We start from the raw sequence: 25,868 nt of genomic DNA, 5'->3' as shown, positions 1-25,868 counted from the left end.
ACTGGTTTCCAAAAGGAAATCTGCTGTGGAAGTGTCATTATTAAATATTAGTTTTGTCAATAAGATTATCACCTGAAATGATAAATTACAGAATACTGACATTCTTTTTCCTTACGGCAACTTTAGGCAGTTGCAACGGACAAAACAATAAAAGTAAAAAAATGGAAAATAAAACATCAAACCCACTGCTGTGTGATCCTGCTACAGGGATCTGTGAAATGCCGGGAGAAAAAGCGGAGATCGGAAACATCCATGTTCAGGCTAATAATAAGCCTGTAAAAGTTATTTATTTTACAGATCCAATCTGCTCTTCATGCTGGGGCATTGAACCGCAGCTGAGGAAGCTTAAACTGGAATACGGAAACAGCGTAGAGATAGAATACAGAATGGGCGGGCTTCTTCCGGACTGGAGCTATAACAGCGGAGGCATCAGCAAGCCGTCTGATGTGGCACACCACTGGGATGACGCAAGCAGATATTACGATATGCCGATTGACGGGGATGTATGGCTTCAGGATCCTCTGGATTCCTCTTATCCGCCGTCGATTGCCTTTAAAGCGGCACAGCTTCAGGATAAAACCAAGGCCGTTGATTTCATGAGGGAACTTCGTGAAATGGTTTTCTTGAAGAAAAAGAACATCGCAAAATGGGAGCATATTGCTGCTGCTGCAAAGAAAACCGGACTTGATACCGATCAGCTGAAAACAGATTTCGAAGGGAGAGCAAAAGAACTTTTCCAGGAAGACTTGAATATGGCAAGATCAATGGGTGTGCGTGGTTTTCCTACCATGTTTTTCACCAACGAAGAAGGAAGCAGGGAAATGGTGTACGGATCAAAGCCGTATGCATTTTACGAAACAGCGATCCTGAAAGTAAATGCAGACACAAAGAAAACAGAATACTCCAAAAACTGGGAAACCCTGTTCGGTAAATATCATTCCCTTACCGCAAAGGAATTTTCAGAATTATCAGGAACCCCGAGAATGGAAAGTGAAAAAGTTTTAAACGAGCTTTCCGAGAAAGGAACACTTGAAAAGCTGACCACCAAAAACGGTTCGGTCTGGACGCTCAAATCATAGATTAATTTCATCATATTTAGCAATTTTTTTTAACCGGAGATTTTAAGTCTCCGGTTTTTTTGTGGCCTGTCATTATATTTTAATCAGGGATCAGACAGGAGGCCATAAAAAAACAGACAGGTAATTCCTGTCTGTTTATCGTAACTTGCTGGTGATCTCACCAAGAATCGAACTTGGATCTAAAGTTTAGGAAACTTCTATTCTATCCGTTGAACTATGAGACCTTAAAGGCCAAAGATAATAAATAATTTTAAAATTTAAAAATAAAAGAACCCGTTCTTTAGGAACGGATTCAGTAGATAAAGACATCTCATTTTTTTAATTAGACAACAATAAAAAAGCACAGCCGACAGCGCTGTGCTTAAATTTTTATAAATTTAAATGCAATTTCAAAAATGAAAAAAGCAAAATTTGAATTCATTTCCAGATTTATTACAAAGTAAATGTAGGAATAAATTTCTTGCTTTCAATGAATTGAATATTAAAACTCACAAGTTATCCACAAAGAATTGTTAATAAGTTTTTAGTGGATTTCTTAAATGCCCGATGATAAAAGTTCAATATTTTATATTTCTACAGCATTTATTTTAAGGCTCAAAATGAGTATTTTCAAACACAATCATCAAATTTCAGAAATAAAATAATTTGAAAAATTAATGCAGTTAAACTCAGATAAATAAAAAAGAGAGCCGTTTATCCGACTCTCTCTGTATTTAATTCTCCAGCTTTTCTTTTATATACTTCGCTGTATGGGATTTTTTATTCTTAGCCAAGTCTTCCGGGGTTCCCGTGAACACCACTTCGCCGCCGTGTTTTCCTGCTTCCGGCCCGATGTCTATAATATAGTCTGCGGACTTGATAATGTCCGGCTGGTGCTCAATAACAATAACCGAATGCCCCAGATCAATAAGAGCCTGTAAAGACTTCAGCAATTTCTGGATGTCATGGAAATGCAGCCCTGTGGAAGGTTCATCAAAGATAAACAATGTTTTATCCGTCGTTACGCCTTTTACCAGGAACGATGCTAGTTTCACACGCTGTGCCTCGCCGCCGGAAAGGGTAGAAGAGCTCTGTCCTAACTGAAGATATCCTAAGCCGACATCCTGCAGAGGCCTCAGCTTGGTCACAATCTTTTCCTCATGATTATCTCTGAAGAAATCCAGTGCATTATCAACCGTCATATGAAGGATATCCGAAATGTTTTTTTCATCATACCGAACCTCCAGGATCTCATTTTTGAAACGGGTTCCTTTACAGACTTCGCATTCCAGCTCAATATCTGCCATAAACTGCATGGATACATTGATGACGCCTTCACCTTTACATTCGTCACACCTTCCGCCGTCTACATTGAAAGAGAAGTGTTTCGGCTTGTAGCCCATCATTTTTGCCACCTTCTGCTTGGCAAACAGGTCTCTGATATCGTCGTATGCCTTAAGATAGGTTACAGGATTGGAACGTGAAGATTTCCCGATAGGGTTCTGGTCTATCAACTCAATATTTTTGATGAGTTTTTTAGGGAAATCAACAGAATCGTAGTCGCCTTTTTTTCCGCCCATACCCAGCTGGATCTGGATATCATTGGTCAGGATCTCTTTCATCAGAGTAGATTTACCGCTTCCTGAAACCCCTGAAATCACCACCAGGTTTTCCAGAGGGACATCCACATCAATATTTTTAAGGTTATTCTGACGGGCCCCTTTGATATGGATCCATTCTTTTGCCTTTCTCCGTTTGGCAGGAACTTCAATTTCCAGTCTTCCGGTCAGGTATTTTGATGTCAGCGTGTCTGCATCTTTCAGCTGTTTATAATCCCCGGCGAATACCAGTTCACCGCCTAAATATCCGGCTTCCGGGCCGATGTCGATAATATAGTCAGCGGCTTTCATTACATCCTCATCATGCTCTACCACAATTACCGTATTCCCAAGATCCCGCAGGTTTTTCAATACCTCAATTAAATTTTCCGTATCCCTTGAATGCAGTCCGATGGAAGGTTCATCCAGAATATAAATAGAACCTACCAGCGAACTTCCGAGGCTGGTAGCGAGGTTGATCCTCTGGCTTTCCCCTCCGGAAAGCGTATTAGACGTTCTGTTGATCGTTAAATAGCCTAAACCTACCTTCAGTAAAAATTCCAGGCGGGTAGTGATTTCATATAACAGCCTTTTTGCTACTTCCTGATCGTGTTCGGATAATTTCAATTCTTTAATTAAAGGGAAAAGCTCATCCATAGGAAGCTCGATCATGGACTGGATATTGTGTCCGTCGATTTTTACCCAGCCGGTTTCTTCACGAAGCCTAAGGCCTTCACAGGTAGGGCAGAGGGTTTTTCCGCGGTAACGCGAAAGCATGACCCGGTACTGGATCTTATATAAGTTTTCTTCAAGCATTCTGAAGAAATTGTCAATTGAAGGGAACGTACTTTTTCCGTCGCCTTTCCAGAGGTATTTTTTCTGTTCTTTGGTGAGCTGATGGTAAGGCTTGTGGATCGGGAAGTCTTTTGCTTTTTTAATGAAATCTTTTTTCCATTCACTCATGCTTTCCCCTCTCCAGGAAGCTACTGCATCTTCGAAAACAGACAGGGTTTTATTGGGAACCACCAGGTCTTCATCAATCCCGATTACTTTCCCATAACCTTCACAGGTTGGGCAGGCACCGTACGGATTGTTGAAACTGAAAAAGTGGACATTGGGCTCAAGGAATTCCATCCCGTCCAGCTCAAATTTATTTGAAAATTCTTTTGCTTTCCCGGTATCCATGTTTTTCAGTGAACAGTAACCCCGTCCTTCATAAAAAGCCATCTGGATGGAGTCTGCCAGACGCTGCAGGAAGCTTTCATCTTCTTCGTAAGAGAAACGGTCGATCACCAGATTGATTTCCATTCCTTTTTCAGGAGTAAAACCAAAGCTTTCAAGGTCTTCAATCCCGGCAACGTTTCCGCTGATTTCCAGTCTTGTAAAACCGGCCAGTTTTAAAACATTCAGATTTTCCGTGAAATTTTCTGCATCATAAGTCAAGGGTGCCGTCAATAGGAACGAAACATCTTTTTCTGATGATTTGATGAAATCTATTACATCGGAAACCGAGTCTTTTTTTACTTCTTCCCCGGAAACCGGTGAAAATGTTTTCCCAATCCTTGCGAAAAGAAGTTTCATATAATCATAAATCTCCGTGGATGTGCCTACCGTTGATCTCGGGTTTGAAGAAATCACCTTCTGCTGGATGGCGATGGACGGAGCCAGGCCTTTGATGTCATCCACTTTAGGTTTTTCAAGTTTCCCTAAAAACTGGCGGGCATAGGAGCTGAGACTTTCCACGTATCTTCTTTGTCCTTCCGCATAAATGGTATCAAATGCCAGTGAAGATTTTCCGCTTCCGGAAACTCCTGTAATGACGATCAGTTTATTTTTCGGGATAAGGACGTCGATGTGTTTCAGATTGTTGAGATGTGCATTCTTAACAAAAATCTGCTTTTTAATATCTATATCTGTTGTATGAGCCATAGTAAAATTAAGACTAACAAAATTACGACTTTTTGATGGATTCTGATCTTTAATTAAACACAAATCATGCAAATCGGTTCCATTGATATTTTCATATTTAATCGTTCAGTTACAGGCTGAAAATTTATTCGATACGAAAGATTGATGACATTTCATTCCGGCTTAACCACCTGTAAAAATCAATAATATTTGGATTTGACGGGCCCGGCTCAGGGAAAACAGCTGCGGTAAACACTAAAAATGTTTTGCGTTACTTTGATGAATTAATAAATCCGCAAATACAGGCTTTCAAAGACCGTGAAATTTGAACAATTATCAGCAAAGAGCCGGGATTGACTGAAGATAATGGATCGGTCATGTTAAATTTTAATTTTTAACTTTTTTTTAAGCAAATACTGTTGCTTTATATTTGATAATTATTTAAAATTGTATTCATAAATAAGTAATACAGAATGCGAAAATTATTCAGAGATCTGGTTACACATTTAATGAAAAAAAGATAAATCCTTCCGGAAAGATGCAGCTGAAACTGCATCTTTTTTTATATGACATCTATCATTTGTAAGTATTCTCAAACTCCATTACTTTTGGGCTTACGAACTCACTGAGATAATTCTGATAAAAATGATTAAAAAAGCAGGAAGCATTTTCTTACTTGGAGCCTTGTATTTTGCAAACGCCCAGGAAAAGTCCACGGATATAGACCAAATTGAAATTCAGGGAAAAATAATTTCCATCCCCTATAAAATGGCCAACCAAAACATCAGTGTTATTACCAGGGAAGAAATAGAAAATTCTCCTGCAAAAAGCATTGATGAAATCCTGCAGCAGGTCTCCGGGATGGATATCAGAAGACGTGGGGCAAACGGTGTACAGAGTGATATTGCTTTCCGCGGCAGCTCGTCAGAGCAGGTGCTTCTCCTTTTAAACGGGATCAGGATGAGTGATTCCCAGACGGGCCATAATTCTCTGAACTTACCGATTGATCTTGAAGATGTGGAAAGAATAGAAGTCATTAAAGGCCCGGGTGCAAGACGGTTCGGACAGAATGCCTATGCCGGGGTCATTAATGTGATTACGAAAACCCATATCGGGAAAAGGGTAAAGATAAGTGCTGAAGCCGGAGATTATGAAACGTTCGGTTTCGGAATGAATGCGCAGATCGGAAATGAGAAATTTTCCAACGCGCTTACGGCAAATTCCAATTCGTCACAGGGGTATATGTACAATACCGATTATGAGATCAGGAATATATTTTATCAAAGCAAATTAGCCATAAAAGACGGGGACATCAGGTTGCAGGCCGGTTTTTCTGAGAAAAAGTTCGGGGCCAATGGGTTTTACTCTTCCCCGAAAGCAACTGAACAGTATGAGGAAACGCAGGCATCAGTAGTGAGCATGGCCCATCAGCAAACCTTTAAAAACCTGAAAATCCATTCCAATGTATACTGGCGGAGAGGGCAGGATATGTATCTGTTCAACAGGGCAAAGCCTGAAATCTACCGGAATATGCACATCGGGAATAATGTAGGAGGCGAGGTAAATTCAAGCTACCAGTGGGGATTTGGAACCACAGGAGTTGGCGTGGAACTGAGGAAAGAATTTCTGGCGAGTAATAATCTGGGACAAAGAAACCGGTTTGTTTCCCAGGTTTTCTTTGAGCATCATTTTTCGCTGCTGGATAAAAAACTAAATATCAGTCCGGGATTTTCATGGGCAAATTATTCTAAAGAAGGAAATTTCTTCTATCCGGGACTGGATGTAGGCTACAATTTTAACCAGAACAATAAGATCTACGGAAATATTTCAAGGGTTTCAAGGGTACCTACGTTTACCGATCTTTATTATGTAAGCAAAACGGAGCAGGGAAATCCTGATCTGATTCCTGAAAGCGCGGTTTCTGCAGAAATCGGGTATCAGTATCAGACGGGAAATATTTTAGCGAAAGTAAGCGGATTCATGAGGGATTCCCACAATTCCATAGACTGGACCAAAATGTCACTGAACGATCCTGTCTGGTATGCCCAAAATATTGGTAATACGAGCAGTAAAGGAGTGGAAATTGAACTTAATCACCGATGGAGGCAATGGTTAAATTATTCTGTGGGATATACTTATCTTGATAATAAGCTGAATTCTACAGGAGAATTTTCTGCAAGGTATCTTCTGGATAACCTGAAGCATCAGTTTATTGCGAAATTAGAAACAAGATTCCTGAAAAATTTCACCAATGAACTTGTTTACCGGTATAATGAACGGATGAATAACGGAAGTTATAATTTACTGGATGAAAAATTAAGTTTTGTTCAAAAAGACTTTTCGGTGTATGTTCTGATCAATAATGTAACAAATACTTCATATACGGAAACCTTTGGCGTGGCGATGCCGCAGCGGTGGTTCCATATCGGGCTTTCTTATACAATCAATATTAAGTAAATGTTAATACAGGATGAATTAAAGTTAATATTACGAAATTGTTAATTGATTTAAATTTGCAGAAATTTTTTTAAGATGAAACTTTTCTTAAGTCTTGGTTTATTTTTAAGCCTTACGTTTGTCAGAGCGCAGGAACATATTTCCAACTTCAATGCCCTGACATTAACGTATAAGTTTCACCCGAAATTTTTCCTGTACGCCGAAGGCCAGATGCGAAGCATTGAAGATTACAGCTATCCTGATTATTATGAAATAAAGGGAGGGCTGGGTTATAATCTCACCAAGAATCACAAGCCTTTTATCGGGTTGGGAAGATATGCGACCTATAAAGAACACGCCATTAACAAAGAGGAGTTCAGGGTCTGGTTACAGGATGTGATCGACTTTAAAAAAGGAATTGTAAAGTTTGAAAACCGGTTCCGTGCTGAAAAGTCATGGTTTTACGAGCCGCAGACGGATAAAAACTCCGAGAGGATGCGGTACCGCTACCGGTTGAATATTTCGGTTCCCTTGAATGCCAAGAAAATTGAACCCGGCACTTTATTCGCAAATGCCTATGACGAAATTTTTATTGTGAGCCCTATAAAACCGGCTTTTGCAAGAAACAGGGTCTACGGAGGTTTCGGATACCAGATTGACGAGCACTTCGGGATCCTGGGAGGATACCTCTGGCAAAGGGAATTTGAAGCGAAAGGAAATAAAAACGTCCACTTCATATACCTTGCCATCAACATCAATATCGACGATACCAATCCTCCTGCAAGAACCTACCATTTCCCGGGAGCGGATTAATAAAAATTAATCAATCAGGAAGCCTGATCCAGTCTTGTCTGAAAATCAAGAAGTTCCTCTTTATAATCCGTATAGGTTGTGTTGAGGATTTCCTGGTACTTATTCACGAGATTGATTACCGCATCAATTTCCGGCTGAATATACCGGTCATTGTTAAAATAAATGTATTCTGAACGGATAAATTCTTTAATAACCTGCTGGTCTTCCGGCGTGATAAGTTCCTGATAGCCGGATTCTTCAATGAATTTCCTCAATATCTCCTTGAACGGCTTTTCATTCCTCAGCAGTACTGCTCTGTGTTTCCTGATTTCCTCCACAGGCAAAGTAACGGATATAAACTGCAGATGCGGAATGAAGTTACTGATAGAATTCTGGAATACATCAAACTCATGGTCGAGCAGGGCAAATTTCTTATACTTGGCTACTAAAGTTTCCTTATCATTCGCATCTGCCTTACGGTAATAATATGTAAAGATCTTTTTATCATTTTCAGCGAGTCTGGAATTCAGTTCTTCAAGGTTTTTTGTAAATCTCGGGATTAAAATCCGGGCTTCATTCGTTTTATAAAGCCTGCCGTTACATTTAAAAGTTTTAACCGTTCTGGAATTGGCCGCAAGATATTCCAATGTATAAAGGTCATTCCGGACTCCTGCCTTTTCATATACCAGCGACAGGTTTTCATCATTAAAAAAGTCATAGGTTTCTGTGCTGGCAGGTGTACCGGTAAGATCTTCAATGTTTTCCAATACAGGATTATGGTGTTCATAGTATCCGTTAAATGCTGAGCTGATCTTTTTATAAGGATATGTTTCATTGTACAGCTGTACAAATTTTTCATTACCGCTTATTATTTCACCGGTGCTTTCAATTTCACACATTGTTAAATGCTTTTTCGTCAAAGCTTTACACACTTCATCAAAACCGCGGATGATATTTTTTGCCAGTTCATTGTTTTCCGGGATGTTTTTAGTCTTGTTTTTCAGGATCATCTCAATTCTCCTGTCGTTTTCAGGGTGGAATGACCACGGGTCATCAATTTCAATTTTTGATTTATTATAGCGTGTCAGATCTTCTGGGTCTACTTTAGGTAAATTATTCTCATAAGGGTAATTATTCCGCTCGCTCAAAATTTTCATCATTGCAGTCTGGTTCTCAAAAAGATTTTCCGGGAGGTATGCCTGTTTGCTTTCTGCATAGAAGATCACTGAGCTGTTGAATGCAGTATCGCTTAAGCTTAATCTCAGCAATGCAGAAACCTGTTCTTTCGGGTTGGTAACATAGGTTGCAACGGAATCCGCATGAAACTCCATTTCTCTTCTTAAAGATGCATTGTTTTTAAATAAAAAGTCTGAGAAAATTTTCAGGATGTATTGGAATGCATTAATAAAGGCTATTGAAATCCATGCTGAAAGCTGATAGATCCAATGCCCGGAACCGTATTTCAAAGAATTTTCAAAATCCCGGTTGTTGTAAACCGTATCAAAAATAATTTTTTCAGCCTGGTTTACATATCCGCCGATTTTCATGCTTCTCTGGGAAAAATGCCCGAACTCATGAGCCAGAACGGTTTTAAGTTCGCCAACCGTAGTGGTGTTGATCAATCCCATTCCGATGGTTATATTTTTCCTGACAGGGAAAAACATACTCCAGAAAGCAGAGCTGTAGCTTACGCTCGCATTTACCTCTGAAGAAAGAAATACTTTTCCGGGTTGTTTTACTGCTGTTTCTTTTACCATTTCATCGATCATCGAAAAAAACTCCGGCTGGTTTTTGCGTTTAACCTCAATTAAATGTTTATTGCTGTAATTGCTTTTTTTGAAGATAAATTTAATCAGATAATAAAATACGACGAGCCCGACACTTACCAATCCCAGTGCAATGGCAATGGTGAAATAGTTGGAATGAAGCCTGACAATCTGCAGGGCTCCGTAACCCAACAGGAAAATAAGCAACAGAGAGATAAGGATTAAGATAAAATAGACAAGGAAGAATACTGAAATTGAGGTAATTGCAGATATGAGCTTAGATCTGTAAGCTGCTGAAATAGGAGGGAGGTTATTAGTCATGTGTTTTTTAATATTTGTCTGTCAGGTAATGGTAAGCTTTCAGGTATTTATTGAATCTTTTGATGTCTTTCTGGGTTAATTCGCGGTTTACCCTTCTCAAATCCATGTTGTCACGGAGATCATTTAATTTTACGGCTACCGCAAGGGGAGAACGTTCGGTTCTTTTTACGAAATCGTCGTATTCCTCTTCGGGATCAAACTTTGTCAGGCAGCTGATCGCAAAAATAATGTATTCAGGAAATCCTTCATCTCTTAAATAATCCAGGCTGAATTCCGCCGGGTGGTCTTCCACAACGTCATGCAGAACGCCCACGATTTTTTCATCCATGGTTTTGCCGTATTCCATGACGCGCATGACGTGAGCTATGTAAGGAGCATGATATTTATCGGTTTGGCCTTTATGCGCTTTATCAGCAATTTTAATAGCTCTGTGGAGCAGTTCTTCTTTTGTCATTATATAAGTAAAGTGCAAAAATAAAAAATGCCTCAAATCCGGAGGCTATATTTTATAGTTATTTTTAATAAATGTCTGTACAGGCCCTATGTTCAGTCATAAAATCGGTTTGAGACTGATTTATTTCCGTTTGGAATTGTTTTTGGGTTCAGGAGCCATCCCGTTCAGGATTTTATAGTCTGTGGTGTCTTTTCTTTTATCTCTCATGCCGGAATATACAGAATCATGGTCAGGCTTTGCATTGGGCATTTTATAAAGGCCCTTCTGTGGGTCTGCCGGATTGATGTTATTTTTGTTTGGATCCGTTTTGTTCATCCTTACCGTATCCGTTTCAGGTATTATTAACTGTCTTTTCTTTTTTTCCTGTGCTGAAAGGGAAACTGAAATAAAAAGGAATGCAAAAAATACAATTTTCATAGGTGCTAATTTTGGATAAAAATAAAAATAATTTTTAAAACTGTTTAAGATCTGTGTTTAATTTTGTGAGACATTTTTGGATTTTTATTCTTATTTCCTGATAGAAAATTAATATTTAAATAAAAAACGCCTCAAATAACTGAGACGTTTTGGAAATCAAATTTATAGATAAGACTAATATGCTCCTTTACTGATATAATGGGCAGCTATTTTTTCTGTCAGTGCCACTACATTCGGCGTATTGGTATATTTTGTAAACCTTCTTAATCCGGAAAGCATCATTCTCTGTTCGTCGCCTTCGGCAAAAGAGACAATGCCTTCTTTCGCTGAAGTGATGATTTTTTCAACGGCTTTATAGAGGTTAAGCTGAGCCATTGATGCTTCTACAGAGTCTGCGGAGAAGTGTTTTTCAGCTCTTAACACTGCAGATTCCGCCATATAGATCTGGTTAAGAATCTCAGACGCATTCAATAATAGATGCTGCTGTTTTTCAATATCCATCATGAACTTCTGAAGCGCAGCTCCCGAAACCATCAAAAATACCTTTTTAAGGTTGGCAATAATTGCTTTTTCTTCGCTCATGAATTCAGAATAATCAGGCACTTCAAATGACGGGATTCCCATTAATTCCTTGGAGATCGCCATTGCCGGTGACAACAGATCCAGCTCGCCTTTCATCGCTCGCTTAATCAGCATTCCTACTGATAAAAGACGGTTGATTTCATTGGTTCCTTCATAGATCCTTCCGATTCTCGAATCCCTCCAGGCTGCTTCCATCGGAGTTTCTTCAGAGAATCCCATCCCGCCGTATACCTGGATGCCTTCATCGGCAGTATGCTGTGTTAAATCTGAAACAAACACTTTCAGTATGGAAGCTTCTACAGCAAATTCTTCCACACCTTTTAGTTCAGCCTGCTGGTGGTTCATTCCGCCTTCAACCAGTTCATTGATTTTATCTTCCACATTTTTTGCAGCCCGGTATGAACCTGCTTCGGAAACGAAAATCCCGGTTGCCATTTCCGCCAGTTTTTTTCTGATGGCCCCGAATGTTGAGATAGATACGCCAAACTGCTTTCTCTCGTTGGAATATTGGATGGAATGGTTTAAAATTCTTCTCTGTCCGTCTAAGTTAGCAGCTGCCAGTTTGATCCTACCTACGTTTAAAGCATTCAGAGCGATTTTAAAACCGTTGTTTCTCTCTCCCAAAAGGTTTTCAACGGGCACTTTCATATCTGTAAAGAATACCTGTCTTGTAGAAGATGAACGGATTCCCAGCTTGTGTTCTTCCTCACCGAAGCTTAATCCTTCGGTACCTTCTTTCTCCACAATAAACCCTGTGATGTTTTTATCATCTTCAATTTTTGCGAATACGATGAAAATCTCTGCAAAACCGGCATTTGAAATCCACATTTTCTGTCCATTGATGACATAGTGTTTTCCGTCTTCGGAAAGCTTGGCTCTCGTTTTTCCTGAATTGGCATCAGAACCGGCATCCGGCTCCGTTAAACAGTACGCTCCGAATTTTGTACCTGTGGCCAGATCCGGAAGGTATTTCTGCTTTTGCTCTTCCGTTCCGTATAACAGGATTGGAAGGGTACCGATTCCGGTGTGGGCACCGTAGGCAGTTGCCAGAGAGCCGTTTGCCCCGGAGCAGTAATCGCAGGCCAGCATGGTATTTACAAAGCCCATTCCCAGGCCGCCGTATTCCTCAGGAACCGCTACACCAAGAAGGCCCATTTCGCCCAGCTTACGCATTTTTTCTTCTGTTAAGGCATAATCTTTCTTCTCAAACCTCACGTTATGAGGGATCACTTCCCGGTCAATAAATTCTTTTGCGGAATCACGAAGCATTTTCTGCTCTTCTGAAAGTTCTTCTAACGTGAAGATGTCATTTGCAGGAATTTCCTTGATCAGGAATTCTCCTCCTTTTAGTATGTTGTTCATTGTTTTATTTTTTTAATTATTGTGAAGATATTTTATATATAAATCTTAGACAGATGGATAATAGACAGATAGATAATAGATCATAGACGAATAGATAGTTTACAGGTTCAATGTATTTTGAAATACCATTGTTGCCTTTTGAAATTCTTCTATTTTGATTTCAAAAATTTCACTTCTTTCATCCGATAAATATTTTCTGTGGTTTGCCAGCAATATCTGTGTTTGCAGTTCAAATGAAGAACCTAAAGAAATATCTAAAAAGTGACTGAAAGATTTATTGGTTCTGCTTGAACCTTCAGCGATATTTGAAGGAATAGAAATTGCACATCTGTCCATCTGGCTTTTCAAACCATATTTTTCATAAGCAGGAAAAGTATCAGTCAGATCCAAAGTGATTTTTGATAAGTCTAATGCCATCTGCCAGATTTTAAGTCTTTTAAAATTGTGCCTTTTGAAACTACTCATCTTTAAATCTATTATCTATAGGTCTATCATCTATCATCTATCATCTATCCCTCTATTATCTAACAATCTGTTATCTATAAAAGTTCAAAAATGCTCGCTGCGCCCTGTCCGGTTCCGACACACATGGTTACCATACCGTATTTGTTGCCGCGTTTTCTCATTTCGTCAAGCAGCTGAACGGTTAATTTGGTGCCGGTACATCCCAGCGGATGGCCTAAAGCAATGGCTCCGCCGTTGACATTAAGGATTTCCTGGTTGATATTCAGTTCTTTGACGATGGCTACAGACTGAGAGGCAAATGCTTCATTCATTTCGATAAGCTCAATATCTTTTAGTTCCAAACCGGCCTGTTTCAGTGCCTTTGGAATGGCATAGAGTGGTCCCATCCCCATAATTCTCGGCTCCAGTCCGGCTGCGGCATAGGCTAACAGTCTTGCTTCAGGTTCAAGCCCTAATTCTTTTACCATTTCTTCGCTCATGACCATAACGAAAGCGGCTCCGTCGCTCATCTGAGAAGAGTTTCCTGCCGTTACGCTTCCTCCGTTTGCAAATACCGGCTTTAATTTGGCTAAGCCTTCAAAAGAGGTATCGGCTCTCGGACCTTCATCCACTGAAAAATCAAACTTTTTAGTCTGCATTTTCTGGTTTTCGTCCAGAAAGTTATATTCTACGGGAATCGGGACAATCTGATCTGCAAACCTTCCTTCCTGATTGGCTTTTAACGCTTTTCGGTGGGATTCAAAAGCAAACTGGTCCTGTTCTTCCCGGGTAATTCTGTACTGATTGGCAACTTCTTCTGCCGTATAACCCATTCCCCAATAATAATCAGGATTTGTTTTGGCAACAGCCGTTTCAGGAACCGGCTTGTAACCGCCCATCGGAATATAGGACATGGATTCCGTACCGCCTGCAATAATGCAGTCGGCCATTCCGGCCTGGATTTTTGCAGAAGCAATGGCTATCGCTTCACTTCCTGATGCACAGTACCGGTTTACGGTAACGCCGGGAACTTTGTCGGTATTCAATCCCATCAGGGAAATTAACCGGGCTACATTCAGCCCCTGTTCAGCTTCAGGCATTGCGTTTCCTACAATAAGGTCGTCAATCCTGTTTTTATCCAATTGCGGGAGCTCCGCCATTAATTTTTCAATTACGGTAGCTGCCATAACGTCGGGTCTTGTAAATCTTAAACTTCCTTTTGGCGCTTTTCCAACGGCCGTTCTGAAACCCTTTACTATATATGCTGTTTTCATTTTTTATTTAATTAATTTATTTTGAGCGTTTTTTGCCTCGTAGAGGTAAACTGTTCATAGTTCTTTGTTTTGCGATATATGAAGCTCCGTAGGAGCGACCTGTCCATCTTCAATCCATTCAAATAAATATTCCTGACTATATTCAATTTCAAATTTTTCTAAAAGGTCCAGATATTCATTTTTAAATGATTTCTTTTTATGATGCTGTTCTTGGTTTAAAATATAATTGACAACTGAATCAACACTGCTTTTAGAATAAGAAAATGCTCCATAACCTTCCTGCCAGTTGAATTTTCCATTTATCCATCTCTTTTCATTGATGAATTTGGATGAACCTGCTTTAATATCTCTTACTAAATCTGAAATCGAAATTGCCGGGCTCATACTTACTAGAATGTGAACGTGGTCAGGCATCGCAAATACTGCATATAATTTTTGGTTTCTATGGGAAACGATACCTGTAATAAATTTATGTAATTCTTCCCTGTTTTCTTTTGAAATCAGATTTTGCCTGCCTTTAACGGCGAAAACAATTTGAATATAAATTTTTGTATATGTATTGGCCATAAAAATAACAGGTCGCCTTTACGAGGCTCTGCAAAAATTATAATTATCTTCAGCTATTAACAGTTCGCTCCTACGGAGCTTCCTTTAATTCCTCAGCGGTTTCCCATTCTGTAACATATACTGAATCCTTTCCAGCGTTTTTCTTTCCCCGCAAAGCTGTAGGAACGTTTCTCTTTCTAGGTTCAGTAAATACTGTTCAGTGACAATGGTAGGTTCGGAAAGGTTTCCTCCGACCATAACGTTGGCCAGTTTATCTGCAATTTTTTTGTCGTGTTCAGAAATATATTTCCCGGTTAACATCTGGTCGGTTCCTACATAGAACATACCCAGTGCGTCTTTACCCAGAACTTTTACTTTCTGTTCGATGGGTTGGGTGTAGCCGTGTTCCGCGAGGCTTTTGGCCAGCATTTTTGCCGTCATGATCTGGGTTCGCTTGTCAACTGCAACAATGTCTTTTCCTTTTTCAAGGATGCCCATATCGTAGGCTTCATAGGCGGATGTTGCCACTTTACCCATTGCTATATTCATGAATGCTTCACGGAGCCTGTTGTTTTTAACATCATCACTGTGGAATTCCCTTGAAGTTCTCAGCGTCAGCTCTTTGGTTCCGCCGCCGCCGGGAATTACTCCGACTCCGGTTTCCACCAATCCGATATAGGTTTCTGCTGCGGCAACCACCCGGTCGGCGTGCATGGTCATTTCGCAGCCGCCGCCCAGCGTCATTCCGTGAGGAGCTACGACTACAGGAATTGAAGAATAACGAACTCTCATCATCGATTTTTGGAAATAAGCAATCGCCATATTCAAATCATCCCAATCCTGTTCGATAGCCATCATTAAAATCATGGCCAGGTTTGCACCTACGGAGAAATTAGTACCCTGATTCCCGATTACCAGTCCGTCATATTCTTTTTCAGCAAGATCAATCGCCCGGTTTAATCCGTCCAGCACTTCGCCTCCCAGCGAGTTCATTTTAGAACGGATTTCAAAGTTGATGATTCCGTCGCCCAGATCTTCAATGGCAGCACCGGAATTGCTCCAGAGTGTTTTGTTTTTTCTGATATTATCTAAGATGATGAAAGAGTCCTGTCCCGGAATTTTGCTGTATTCCCCTGAATTTTTATCAACGTAAATACTCTGTCCTTCTTCATTGACTTTATAAAAGGTTTCAATGTTATTAACCCAGTCGGAAACTTCGTATCCTGCATCTTTAGCCAGTTCAATACCTTTGTTTATTCCAACGGCATCCCAGATTTCAAAAGGTCCGTTTTCCCAGCCAAAACCGGCTCTCATCGCGTCATCGATTTTATAAACTTCGTCAGAAATTTCCGGAACTTTATGGGAAACGTAAGCGAATAAGGCTCCTAAAGACTTTCTGTATAGCTCTCCGGCTTTATCTTTTCCGCCGATCAGGACTTTAAAACGGTCAATCGGTTTGTCGATAGCTTTGGTTAATTCCAAGGTTGGGAATGAAGATTTTCCCTGAAGCTCATATTCCAGCGTATCAAGGTTCAGTCCGTGGATTTCTGATTTTCCGTCGGTATTTTTTACCTTTTTATAGAATCCCTGCTGTGTTTTTGAACCTAACCATTTGTTATCAACCATTTTCTGGATGTAATCAGGAAGGGAAAAAACATTATTAAAATCATTAGCTTCAAAACCGCTCTGGCTGACACCGTTTGCCACCATCACCAAAGTATCAAGCCCTACCACATCAGCTGTTCTGAATGTCGCCGATTTTGGGCGTCCGATTACCGGACCGGTTAATTTATCAACATCGGAAACATTAAGTCCCAACTTCTGAACATTGTGAAGAAGGTCCATCATAGAGAACACGCCGATTCTGTTGGCAATAAATGCCGGGGTATCTTTTGCTAAAACGGTTGTTTTTCCTAAGAACTTTGCACCGTAATGCATGTAAAAATCAATCACTTCCGGTGCAGTATCCTGAGTAGGGATAATTTCCAACAAAGGAAGGTACCTTACCGGGTTAAAGAAATGTGTTCCGGCAAAATAATGCTTGAAATCATCACTTCTTCCTTCTGTTAAAAGATGGATGGGGATTCCTGAAGTATTTGAAGAAATCAGGGTTCCCGGTTTTCTGAACTGTTCAATTTTTTCGTATACTGATTTTTTGATGTCCAGTTTTTCAACCACCACTTCAATAATCCAGTCCGTATTCTTTATTTTCTGTAAATCGTCATCAAAATTTCCAACCTTGATCCTCTCCGCGAATTTCGGGGAATAGAGCAGTGCCGGACTTGCCTTCTTCAGTTTTTCAAAGTTTTCCGAAGCAATTCTGTTGCGAACGGCTTTGTCTTCTTTGGTCAAACCTTTTTTCTGTTCTGCTTCAGACAATTCAAACGGAACGATATCCAGCAGCGAAACTTCAACGCCAATATTGGCAAAGTGTGCTGCAATACCGCTTCCCATAATTCCTGAACCAAGAACGGTAACGTGTTTGATTCTTCTTTTCATTATTTTTATATTTATTATTTATTCTGGTTTATGCATCTGCCGTTCCAAATGGTATGTCTTATTAATAAGGATTCATTACCTGTCCTGTCGACATTTGAAAAATGATGTTCTATTTTTTGTTATTAAGATCTACTGCGATCTTCATAATCTCAGTCATGACCTCTTTAAACGTTTCAAGTTTTTCCGGAGCAATTTTCTCCATAATCCTCTTATTGAAGTTCACCACAACTTCCTTGGACATATTTCTGGAATTCAATCCCTTATCCGTAAGCTTGATAATTACTTCCCGTTTATCAGTAGTGGTTTTTTCTTTATAGATATAGCCGTTGTCTTCAAGAAGTTTGATAATTCTTGTCAGGGAAGTGGGCTCGATAGCCATTTTAGGCCCCAGATTTGTACTTCTTGTACCTTCTTTAGGATCTATTTTAAGAAGAGTAAGAGCCTGAACGGCTGTAGAATCATGTTCCTGGGCAAGATCAGTATACATTTTAGAAACAGCCAGCCACGTCTGTTTTAAGATTAAATCTACATTTTCTATTTTATCTTTGTTATCCATTGTTATTATTGAAAAGGTGTTATTCAAATGTAGCAAATATTATGCATGCATAGTATTTATTAACGTTAAAATTTGTTAATAAATTGATAATGAGTAGGTTAAATTGTATGATTAGCATAATACTATGCATGCATAGTATGTGAATTAAGCAAATAAAAACGCCTGTTAATAAATGGTTCTTATGAAATTAACAATTTCTTCAAAAGATTCGCATTGATGCTCTGAAGAATCATGAGAAATAACCCAAATCTTATCCTGAAGTTCAAAATGCAAAGGAGAAAGGTCTTTTTGAAAATTTTTCTGAAGTATCGAATACAGCATTTCTTTATAAAAATCAGGGGCGGCGATATGTGGAGGGACAAAGTTTTTATTGACTTCGAACAAGGACGGGTTAACCAGTTCTTCGTGCTGAAGCAGGATATCTTCCACCATCCCTGAATAAAGTTTTTGATCTTTTACATACCAAATCTTGTCTGCGAATTCCTTGGCCAGCCGCCAGTCGTGAGAAGAAAAAAGAATTAGTTTATTCTGCTGCTTTGCCAGTTTCCGGAGTGTTTTAAGAATGATGATTTTATTTTTTTCATCCAGATGGGTTGTGGGTTCGTCCAGGATAATGATAGGAGAGTTCTGGGTCAAAGCCCTTCCGATAAATGCTTTCTGGAGATTTCCGTCTGAAAGGTTTCTTAAAAGGGTATGTTTGTATTGATCCAGATTCAGTTCCCTGATAATCTTCGAAACTTCTTTTTTGTCCTCTTTTTTAAGCTCAAAATAATAGGGATAGTAGATGTATTTTCCCAATGAAATAAGATCTTCAACCGTATGATTCTGCGGAATGACCGATTTTGAAAAAACAATGGCAATATGCTCTGCAATTTCTTTTACGGAAAGATGTTTTATATTTTTATGGTTGATTGAAATTTCCCCGCTCAGTAAAGGCGTCTGATGCAGCACAGACTTAATTAAAGTGGTTTTCCCTACACCATTGTTCCCGATTAACAGGCATACGTCCCCTAAATTCAGATTTGCATCTGCATTTGAAATCAGGGGTTTGTCATAGCCTATATCCGCTTGTTTGATTTGTAGGTACATCGTATTCAATTATAGTCTTTAAAGATTCAGAGAAGTCATATTTTTCCTTATTAAATTATTTTTCTTAAACTGATTATGTTTATCATCTCACACTTTATTCTGTTTCAACAGCATCGTAAGAATAACAGGAATCCCGAATAGGGAACTTATTACATTTAAAGGGATCTGCGTTTTTTCAGCAATAATAGAGAACAGCATCATCATCAGCATGCCCAGCAGCATATTCAGTCCCCACTGTTGCCAGAGCTTTGCCGGATTGTAAATCAGCCTGCAGAAATGCGGGACAATAATCCCGATAAATAAAACAGGACCGAGAAAAGCCGTAACAGAAGCCGATAGGAGAGAAGAGGCAATGATAATAAAGAGCTTTAAATGGTCTAAATTAACACCTAAACTTTGCGCATAAGCAGTGCCTAAAGAATTTCCGATCAAAGGTTTTATGCTTTTAAAACTCATGAATGACCCGATCAAAACTAATAAAGTCAACACATAAATCTGGCTTCTCGAAACCATATTATTTGCTCCGAAAGACCACAATACATAATTTTTAAGGCTTTGGTTTTCCGCGTAAAACTGCAGCAGAGAAACGATTGCGCCGGCAAAAGCTGAAATTAAAAAACCAAAAATAATCAGGTGTGATTTATCTGTAAATCTTTTGGACATGGACAGCAGCAACAGCATAAGGACGAAGCTGCCGGCAATTGATGACAGGCTCAGGAAGCTGTTCTGAAGAAATTCCGGAAGATCAATATTGTACGAAAAGAAAATATAAAAAGCGACCGAAAGACTTGCAATGGAAGTAATTCCCAGAATATCCGGACCGGCTAAAGGGTTCTGAAAATATTCCTGCATGAGAAAGCCGGAAGTAGGAATGGAGATTCCTGCCAAAAGCATTACCAGTACACGGTTTACCCGGATTTCTGCAATCTGGCTGTTGGCTGCTTCCCCCAAGAAATCGTTAAGGTTCAGACTTAAAAAGCCTGTGTTCAGATTAATGACTGTAGCTGATAAGATCGCAATCAATAAAAGTAAACACAGGATTTTAAATTTTTTTGACATTATCAGAAATGCAGATGCGCTTTTTATTTTAAAAAGGAATTGATTTTTGAAGTAAGCATATCCTCACTGATCATTCCCAGGGTTTCATCTGTTTTATCGCCTTTTCTCATAAATGTGAAGGGTATGGCACCGCCGTCCCACTGCTTGAAATTAGTTTTATAAAAATTGGCATCCATCAGCTGACCGTCTAACAGTACTGTGTAATGCTGGATTCCATGCTCTGCTGTAAAACGGGGAACTTCCGTGTACCAGATATCTTTCTGGTCTAAGCTTACAAAGGTAATTTTTACAGGCTTCCCTTTCAATTCTTCAATTTTATTTTTAAAATGCGGGATTTCCTTTACACACGGGCCACACCACGTAGCGAAAAAATTCGTTACATATAAGGTATCGTTTTTGTTATTCAATATCTTTGAAATGTTGTCCGGAGTAAGCACTTTCAATGAAGCAGCTGAAGAAGGTGTTTCTGAGACAGAAGCAGAATCTGTTGCGGCCACAGCATCATTATTTTTCTCGCCTTCTTTTTTGCAGCCTGCCAAAGCAAAAAGAACAAGCGTGGATAAAATTATCTTTTTCATAATTATTTTTTATATTTTTGAATTGAAGTATGGAACAACAAATCTATAAAGGGAAACTCACACGGTTTCATTGGCTAAAAATAACGAAAAAGGAAGAACTGACCAAAAATACTTTCGCACTGGAATTTGAGATTCCTGAGCACCTGAAGGAGAATTTCCGGTTTGATGCCGGTCAGTTTGTCAGTATAAAATTTCAGTCCCAGGGTGAAGAAATCATTAATGATTACTCAATGACCTCAGCTCCTTATGAGGAAAAAATAGCATTGGGGATTAAGATGAATTCTGCCGGGGGAGCGGCTTCGCATTTATTCGGAAATTACCATGTTGGTGATGAAATAGAAGTGAGTGAGCCTGCCGGAAGGTTTACACTGGTATCCAAACCCAGCGAATTCCGTACGATTGTAGGATTTGCTGCCGGAATAGGCATTACCCCGATTCTGAGCCATTTCAAAAATATTCTCCACAATGAGCCCCGGACAAGGATGTTTTTATTTTACGGAAATAAGACTTCTGAAGATTTAATGTACAGGGAACAGCTGGATAACCTTGCCCGAACCTGCGGAGACCGGCTCCAGATTTTCTATTTTTATTCTCAGGAGAAACAGCCGAATGGCCTTTTTTACGGAAGGCTGGATGCGAAAAGGTTAAGCCTGATCATCAACCAGATTCTCCACCTGGATGATACGGACGAAGAATCTACCATCTGGGATGCTGTGGATGAAGTGCTGATCTGCGGTAAAGGAGAGATGATCAAGACGCTGGCCAATGCCTGCTATCATCACGGGATTCCGAAGAAAAACATCCATTTTGAGCTTTTTGAAGAATACAATGATGATATTTATCCTGTAGAAAAAGAATTTCCCCTGATTGAAAATGTTGAAGTGGAATTCACCATGCTGGGTAAGCAGTATAAGACCGAACTTCCTACGAATAAAGACAGGATCCTTCAGCAGTTGCTGGTACAGAAATTTAATGTTCCGTATTCCTGCAAGTCGGGTATCTGCGGAAGCTGTGAGTGCATTCTTGAAGAAGGTGAAGTGGAACTGCTCGAAAATGAATATCTAACGGAAAAAGAAGAAGAGAAAGGTCATGTCCTTGCCTGCATGTCTATAGCAAAAAGCAGGAAAATAAAGCTTAACTTTGATCTCAGTTGAGAATCATAAAAAACATATTTAATCTGATATGTATATCAATAGAAATAGGCGTTCTGTTGATATGCCTTGCCAATGCATGGGTATTTGCCCTTACAGACGGAAGAACCTACACTAAGATTTCCAAAATCCCGCCCAGGGAAGTTGCTCTGGTGCTGGGGACATCACCAAAGATGAGATCCGGGCAGTCAAATCCTTACTTTACCAAAAGGATGGATGCTGCAGCTTTATTATACCACCACGGACGGATCAGAAAGATTATTGTAAGCGGTGAAAAAAGCAGGGGATACAATGAGCCGGCAGCCATGAAAAATTACCTGATCTATCAGGAAGGAGTGCCGGAAGACATCATTACTGAAGACCCTAAAGGATTCAATACTTACCACAGTATTCTGCGCTGCAAAGATGTGTACAAAAAAGATAATGTTATTATCGTCTCCCAGGGATTCCATAACCTGAGAGCACTGCTTTTCGCCAGGAATAACAATATGAATGCCTTAGGATTTGATGCCCAGGATGTCAGCAAACCGGAGAGCTACTACCGGAACCAGTTCAGAGAAATTCTCGCAAGAACGGTAGCGGTCGTTTATCTTGCTTTCGGTATTTCACCGGATTAATATTATCTGTAAGACTTTCAGGATTTTTTAGAATGGATACCCGAATGCAATATTTAAAGTAGGCTTGAACGGCTGGAAATTTTTCAGTCTCCACCGGTCGCCTTCAGGCTTGTTCGGGTCATACATTTTATACGCAAGATCTACCCTTAATGTAATATACGCAACATTCACCCTCAACCCGAATCCGCTGCCGACTCCCATCTGTCTTATAAACCTGTTGAATTTAAATTCGTTTCCGGATCCTGCATTATCGTTTTTTAAGCTCCATGTATTCCCGATGTCTGTAAAGATCGCTCCTTCATACATATCACTGAAAGGTACCCTGAATTCAATATTCGTCGTCAGCTTCATATTCTCTGTCTGATAGGCACGTACTCTTTCATCAATCTGGGAATCTCCGGGCCCTAAACCTCCGAAAGCCACCCATGCCCTGATGTCATTGGAACCACCGTTAAAATAAGAGCGGATTACCGGCATGCTGGAAGAATTTCCGTAAGGGATCCCCAGTCCGAGGAACTGGCGGAGCACCAAAGTATTGTTGTTGAATTTAAAATATTTTCTTACGTCAAAATCAAATTTTACAAACTGAGCATACGGAACACCGAAAATGGTTTTTTCCGGACTTGAAATGATTCCCCCTTCATTCGTTTTCTGATTGAAGATGCTGAATATATTTCCTGCCAGCTCCACCTTTCCGTTAAAATAAAAGGAATTCGGATAATTTTTATTCCCGATTTCATTATACACAAAATTGTAGATGAAAGAAGAAATCAAAACATCCTGGGTCTGCCGGTCTTTGTTAACCAAAGTCCCTACAAACGCAATAAAACGGTCGGCACCGGCCTGATCGAGGCTGGAGGCATAATTCATGTCTAAAGTAATCAGCCTGGAAACCTCGTCAATGGTCAGCTGCCCGGAATTGAAATGTTGCTGAACTGAAGGATTAGATATAAAATAATCGTTAAAAATCTCTTCCTGAACTGCTTTGTCGTTTACAAAATAATCATAGTAGGCATCCTTATTCTTCGTTAAGCTCAGTTGGGTATTGAATAAGGTAAGCCTGTGGGAAACCTTATCATTTACAGTGGCCAGATAATTAAGCCCTGTATTGAAATTGACCCTTCCGAGCCCTATGTTATTCTGCACCGAAGCTCCCAGTACGATAGATGATGTAGGACTGTATCTTTTAGGCAGTAATTTATAATAGTCAAAAGGGAGAAGCAGCCTTGGGAAATTCAGCGAGGCCTGGGCAGATATTTCGTACGCCAACACCCTTTTGTCGATATCCTTTGTGCTCCTGATCGACCCGAATGTCCCGGCTAGGCTGGTTGAAAGGTTTTCCGCACCTCCGAAAATATTTCTGGTAGTCAAATCTACAGAAGGAGAGACCCCAAGATTTAAAAGCTGGGAGTAATTGATATCCGTTCCCAGTTTCAGGACATATTTAGGCAGTGGCTTCAGGACATACATTACATCAATAATGCTGTCGTTAGGAGAAGTGCCGCCGCCATGCCTCAAAGAATCCCTGGATTTCAGGATGCTGAAATTATTCATCGACAGGAGGTTTCTTTTGGTGAGATCAAATTTTTTCTGGTCATACACCTGTTTGTGGCCCACTGTTATAGCCCTCCATATTGCCCTTGTGTCGTATTGATTATTCACTTTATGGAACCTGATTCCCCGCAGGCTGTCCATTCTTGTATTCTTCGGATAGTCTTTGTTTTCATCCACAATGGCCACATCAATGTTGCCGATGGTCGCTATTTTATATGGGGAATCCAGGGAATCTTTATGGATTTCCAGGGTTACGGGAACCTGCTTCCTGCTTTTAAGCGAGTCTGCAACAAAATAAATTTCATCACCGAGATTATTGAATTTATAATACCCGTATTCCCTCATCAGGTCGTTGATCCTGGTCACTTCTTTTTCCAGAATGGTCTGATCCAGAACTTCACCCTGCTTTACCAGGCTCTCATGGATTTTCTGCTGATACACATTTTTTAAAGACGGATCCGGTATATTATAATAATACTCCTTAATATATGTAGGATCTTTATGTGTGATAAAATAGGTAACGGCAGCTTTTTTGGATGCAGAATCCAGGTCATGCTTAAATTTCACTTCAGCATCCCAATAGCCACGGTAGGTTAATCTTTTTTCAATAGACTGTGCGCTTTTATCTGTTTTTGTCTGGTCCAGAATTACGGGAGGAGAGCCCCAGCTATGATATAATCTGTCAAAGAAAAGGCTTTTCCCGACACTGCTTTTCATGTTGTATTTAACAAAAAGAGAATCCCTCAGCTTCTGATTCCTCAGTTCGTTAGGATAGGTCATGTATTCATTGAGAATCGTATCGTATTTCGGGTTAGCAGCATTGTACAGCCATAAGCTTAACGGCATAAAGAGAAACTGCCTTTTATTGGGTTTCTGCTGTACGTAACCTTTTAGCTCACCGTCAAAAAAAGCTTTTTTATCTTCAAATTCAAAACTGTTCTCAGTAAGCAGGAATTCGCCTGCAGGAACTTTTTTGGTGGTACTACAAGCATAAAGGAGCCCTACAAATGTTGCAAATGATATAATTTTATAATACTTTTGAGGAGAATTCTTATAATGCTTACAGCTCATACAATAAAAGTTTTACAGTCTTTAGATAAAAAGAAGTTCAGGCAAAAATACAATTTGTTTTTGGTTGAAGGCAACAAAATCATCAGCGAACTTTTTAATTCTGACTTTAAAATTAAAGAAATATTTTCTACCGATCCGCAAAAACTGGACCGCGCAAATGCACCTGTTATTCATATCTCTGAAAATGAACTTAAAAAAATCAGTTTCCTTCAGAACCCCAAAGATTCCGTAGCGGTCTGTTACCTTTCTGAAGCGGTACAATATGAAGACAGGAATATGCAGCTTGTACTGGATGGCATTCAGGATCCGGGGAATCTGGGCACAATCATCCGGCTGGCAGACTGGTTCGGGATTGAGCAGATCATCTGCAGTGAAGATACCGTAGATTTTTATAATCCGAAAGTAATCATGGCCAGTATGGGATCTTTTACCAGGGTGAACATTGTATATACGGATTTAACCGGGTATTTAACCGGGACGGAAAATATCAACATCGGTACCGATATGGAAGGGGAGAATATTTATACTTTCAAAAAGCCCGGGAAAATGAATCTGATCTTAGGAAATGAAGGCAACGGAATGCGTGCGGAAACAGAAAAACACATAGCGAAATGTGTCATGATCCCAAGATTCGGGAAATCCCGGTCTACGGAAAGTCTCAATGTTTCGATGGCTGCAGGAATTATTCTGGGTCAGCTGTTTTCTGAATAAAAGACATTAGATTTTAGAAGTCAGT

Annotated in this window: 20 protein-coding genes and 1 tRNA gene; 6 read left to right on the top strand and 15 right to left on the bottom strand. The window is 39.8% G+C overall.

Annotation, left to right across the window (positions count from 1 at the left end; all coding sequences use genetic code 11):
• Window positions 1–161 precede the first annotated feature (161 nt).
• Window positions 162–1,079: a ClpXP adapter SpxH family protein gene (locus ASE55_RS06435; protein ID WP_056216881.1), complete on the top strand. Its 918-nt coding sequence runs from the start codon at window positions 162–164 to the stop codon at window positions 1,077–1,079.
• Between the two features lie 149 nt (window positions 1,080–1,228).
• Here ASE55_RS06435 and ASE55_RS06430 read toward each other — a convergent pair.
• Together ASE55_RS06430 and uvrA are read right to left on the bottom strand one after the other, a co-directional pair.
• Window positions 1,229–1,303: transfer RNA gene (locus tag ASE55_RS06430), tRNA-Arg, on the bottom strand.
• A 489-nt stretch (window positions 1,304–1,792) separates the two neighbouring features.
• Window positions 1,793–4,585 (bottom strand): excinuclease ABC subunit UvrA, encoded by a 2,793-nt coding sequence (uvrA, locus tag ASE55_RS06425; protein WP_056216779.1) that lies wholly within the window; start codon window positions 4,583–4,585, stop codon window positions 1,793–1,795.
• Between the two features lie 624 nt (window positions 4,586–5,209).
• Here uvrA and ASE55_RS06420 point away from each other — a divergent pair.
• Both ASE55_RS06420 and ASE55_RS06415 read left to right on the top strand, forming a co-directional pair.
• Window positions 5,210–7,021 (top strand): TonB-dependent receptor plug domain-containing protein, encoded by a 1,812-nt coding sequence (locus ASE55_RS06420; protein WP_056216776.1) that lies wholly within the window; start codon window positions 5,210–5,212, stop codon window positions 7,019–7,021.
• A 75-nt stretch (window positions 7,022–7,096) separates the two neighbouring features.
• Window positions 7,097–7,813, top strand: a complete 717-nt coding sequence (locus tag ASE55_RS06415) for a DUF2490 domain-containing protein (RefSeq protein WP_056216773.1) — start codon at window positions 7,097–7,099, stop codon at window positions 7,811–7,813.
• 14 nt (window positions 7,814–7,827) lie between these two features.
• Here the strand turns inward: ASE55_RS06415 and ASE55_RS06410 are convergent, their stop codons facing one another.
• From ASE55_RS06410 to ASE55_RS06355, 12 genes are all read right to left on the bottom strand, one after another.
• Complete coding sequence (locus ASE55_RS06410; protein ID WP_056216771.1) at window positions 7,828–9,879, bottom strand: M48 family metallopeptidase; 2,052 nt, start codon at window positions 9,877–9,879, stop codon at window positions 7,828–7,830.
• Between the two features lie 7 nt (window positions 9,880–9,886).
• Entirely contained in the window at window positions 9,887–10,333 is a 447-nt protein-coding gene (locus ASE55_RS06405; protein ID WP_056216768.1) for a phosphohydrolase, read from the bottom strand.
• Window positions 10,334–10,453: 120 nt separating this feature from the next.
• The gene (locus ASE55_RS06400; protein WP_056216764.1) at window positions 10,454–10,750 is read right to left on the bottom strand and encodes a hypothetical protein; all 297 of its coding nucleotides are present in this window, start codon (window positions 10,748–10,750) and stop codon (window positions 10,454–10,456) included.
• Between the two features lie 174 nt (window positions 10,751–10,924).
• Window positions 10,925–12,694 carry an acyl-CoA dehydrogenase family protein gene (locus ASE55_RS06395; protein ID WP_056216761.1) on the bottom strand — a complete coding sequence of 590 codons (1,770 nt, stop codon included), beginning with the start codon at window positions 12,692–12,694 and terminating at the stop codon, window positions 10,925–10,927.
• A 99-nt stretch (window positions 12,695–12,793) separates the two neighbouring features.
• Complete coding sequence (locus ASE55_RS06390) at window positions 12,794–13,159, bottom strand: four helix bundle protein (protein ID WP_056216759.1); 366 nt, start codon at window positions 13,157–13,159, stop codon at window positions 12,794–12,796.
• A gap of 74 nt (window positions 13,160–13,233) precedes the next feature.
• Window positions 13,234–14,412 carry an acetyl-CoA C-acyltransferase gene (locus ASE55_RS06385; RefSeq protein WP_056216755.1) on the bottom strand — a complete coding sequence of 393 codons (1,179 nt, stop codon included), beginning with the start codon at window positions 14,410–14,412 and terminating at the stop codon, window positions 13,234–13,236.
• 54 nt (window positions 14,413–14,466) lie between these two features.
• Complete coding sequence (gene tnpA, locus ASE55_RS06380) at window positions 14,467–14,979, bottom strand: IS200/IS605 family transposase (RefSeq protein ID WP_056216751.1); 513 nt, start codon at window positions 14,977–14,979, stop codon at window positions 14,467–14,469.
• Window positions 14,980–15,063: 84 nt separating this feature from the next.
• Window positions 15,064–17,457, bottom strand: a complete 2,394-nt coding sequence (locus ASE55_RS06375) for a 3-hydroxyacyl-CoA dehydrogenase/enoyl-CoA hydratase family protein (protein WP_056216747.1) — start codon at window positions 17,455–17,457, stop codon at window positions 15,064–15,066.
• 109 nt (window positions 17,458–17,566) lie between these two features.
• Window positions 17,567–18,013: a MarR family winged helix-turn-helix transcriptional regulator gene (locus ASE55_RS06370; RefSeq protein WP_056216744.1), complete on the bottom strand. Its 447-nt coding sequence runs from the start codon at window positions 18,011–18,013 to the stop codon at window positions 17,567–17,569.
• A 165-nt stretch (window positions 18,014–18,178) separates the two neighbouring features.
• Window positions 18,179–19,102: an ABC transporter ATP-binding protein gene (locus ASE55_RS06365; RefSeq protein WP_056216741.1), complete on the bottom strand. Its 924-nt coding sequence runs from the start codon at window positions 19,100–19,102 to the stop codon at window positions 18,179–18,181.
• Window positions 19,103–19,189: 87 nt separating this feature from the next.
• Entirely contained in the window at window positions 19,190–20,161 is a 972-nt protein-coding gene (locus ASE55_RS06360; RefSeq protein WP_056216738.1) for an iron ABC transporter permease, read from the bottom strand.
• A gap of 23 nt (window positions 20,162–20,184) precedes the next feature.
• Entirely contained in the window at window positions 20,185–20,739 is a 555-nt protein-coding gene (locus ASE55_RS06355; protein ID WP_056216736.1) for a redoxin domain-containing protein, read from the bottom strand.
• Between the two features lie 29 nt (window positions 20,740–20,768).
• Here ASE55_RS06355 and ASE55_RS06350 point away from each other — a divergent pair, with 29 nt between their 5' ends.
• Together ASE55_RS06350 and ASE55_RS06345 are read left to right on the top strand one after the other, a co-directional pair.
• Window positions 20,769–21,893 (top strand): ferredoxin--NADP reductase, encoded by a 1,125-nt coding sequence (locus ASE55_RS06350; protein WP_056216734.1) that lies wholly within the window; start codon window positions 20,769–20,771, stop codon window positions 21,891–21,893.
• On the top strand, window positions 21,890–22,507 hold the full coding sequence (locus ASE55_RS06345; RefSeq protein ID WP_056216732.1) for a vancomycin high temperature exclusion protein: 618 nt from the start codon (window positions 21,890–21,892) through the stop codon (window positions 22,505–22,507). Before ASE55_RS06350 ends, ASE55_RS06345 begins: the two co-directional genes overlap by 4 nt.
• Before the next feature lie 27 nt (window positions 22,508–22,534).
• Here the strand turns inward: ASE55_RS06345 and ASE55_RS06340 are convergent, their stop codons facing one another.
• Window positions 22,535–25,132: a BamA/TamA family outer membrane protein gene (locus ASE55_RS06340; RefSeq protein WP_056216730.1), complete on the bottom strand. Its 2,598-nt coding sequence runs from the start codon at window positions 25,130–25,132 to the stop codon at window positions 22,535–22,537.
• Between ASE55_RS06340 and ASE55_RS06335 the strand changes: the two genes are divergently transcribed.
• Complete coding sequence (locus ASE55_RS06335) at window positions 25,118–25,843, top strand: TrmH family RNA methyltransferase (protein WP_056216728.1); 726 nt, start codon at window positions 25,118–25,120, stop codon at window positions 25,841–25,843. The genes ASE55_RS06340 and ASE55_RS06335 overlap by 15 nt on opposite strands.
• Window positions 25,844–25,868: the final 25 nt, after the last annotated feature.

The organism is Chryseobacterium sp. Leaf201, assembly GCF_001421435.1.
GTDB lineage: Bacteria > Bacteroidota > Bacteroidia > Flavobacteriales > Weeksellaceae > Chryseobacterium.
Note: the sequence above shows the minus strand (reverse complement) of the source record. Positions and strands in the feature narration are given on the sequence as shown.

Bases quoted from the DNA above. Each gene is read 5' to 3' on its own strand.
- ASE55_RS06435 (WP_056216881.1), top strand. From the start codon at position 162: ATGGAAAATAAAACATCAAACCCACTGCTGTGTGATCCTGCTACAGGG.
- uvrA (WP_056216779.1), bottom strand. From the start codon at position 4,585: ATGGCTCATACAACAGATATAGATATTAAAAAGCAGATTTTTGTTAAG.
- ASE55_RS06420 (WP_056216776.1), top strand. From the start codon at position 5,210: ATGATTAAAAAAGCAGGAAGCATTTTCTTACTTGGAGCCTTGTATTTT.
- ASE55_RS06415 (WP_056216773.1), top strand. From the start codon at position 7,097: ATGAAACTTTTCTTAAGTCTTGGTTTATTTTTAAGCCTTACGTTTGTC.
- ASE55_RS06410 (WP_056216771.1), bottom strand. From the start codon at position 9,879: ATGACTAATAACCTCCCTCCTATTTCAGCAGCTTACAGATCTAAGCTC.
- ASE55_RS06405 (WP_056216768.1), bottom strand. From the start codon at position 10,333: ATGACAAAAGAAGAACTGCTCCACAGAGCTATTAAAATTGCTGATAAA.
- ASE55_RS06400 (WP_056216764.1), bottom strand. From the start codon at position 10,750: ATGAAAATTGTATTTTTTGCATTCCTTTTTATTTCAGTTTCCCTTTCA.
- ASE55_RS06395 (WP_056216761.1), bottom strand. From the start codon at position 12,694: ATGAACAACATACTAAAAGGAGGAGAATTCCTGATCAAGGAAATTCCT.
- ASE55_RS06390 (WP_056216759.1), bottom strand. From the start codon at position 13,159: ATGAGTAGTTTCAAAAGGCACAATTTTAAAAGACTTAAAATCTGGCAG.
- ASE55_RS06385 (WP_056216755.1), bottom strand. From the start codon at position 14,412: ATGAAAACAGCATATATAGTAAAGGGTTTCAGAACGGCCGTTGGAAAA.
- tnpA (WP_056216751.1), bottom strand. From the start codon at position 14,979: ATGGCCAATACATATACAAAAATTTATATTCAAATTGTTTTCGCCGTT.
- ASE55_RS06375 (WP_056216747.1), bottom strand. From the start codon at position 17,457: ATGAAAAGAAGAATCAAACACGTTACCGTTCTTGGTTCAGGAATTATG.
- ASE55_RS06370 (WP_056216744.1), bottom strand. From the start codon at position 18,013: ATGGATAACAAAGATAAAATAGAAAATGTAGATTTAATCTTAAAACAG.
- ASE55_RS06365 (WP_056216741.1), bottom strand. From the start codon at position 19,102: ATGTACCTACAAATCAAACAAGCGGATATAGGCTATGACAAACCCCTG.
- ASE55_RS06360 (WP_056216738.1), bottom strand. From the start codon at position 20,161: ATGTCAAAAAAATTTAAAATCCTGTGTTTACTTTTATTGATTGCGATC.
- ASE55_RS06355 (WP_056216736.1), bottom strand. From the start codon at position 20,739: ATGAAAAAGATAATTTTATCCACGCTTGTTCTTTTTGCTTTGGCAGGC.
- ASE55_RS06350 (WP_056216734.1), top strand. From the start codon at position 20,769: ATGGAACAACAAATCTATAAAGGGAAACTCACACGGTTTCATTGGCTA.
- ASE55_RS06335 (WP_056216728.1), top strand. From the start codon at position 25,118: ATGCTTACAGCTCATACAATAAAAGTTTTACAGTCTTTAGATAAAAAG.
- ASE55_RS06340 (WP_056216730.1), bottom strand. From the start codon at position 25,132: ATGAGCTGTAAGCATTATAAGAATTCTCCTCAAAAGTATTATAAAATT.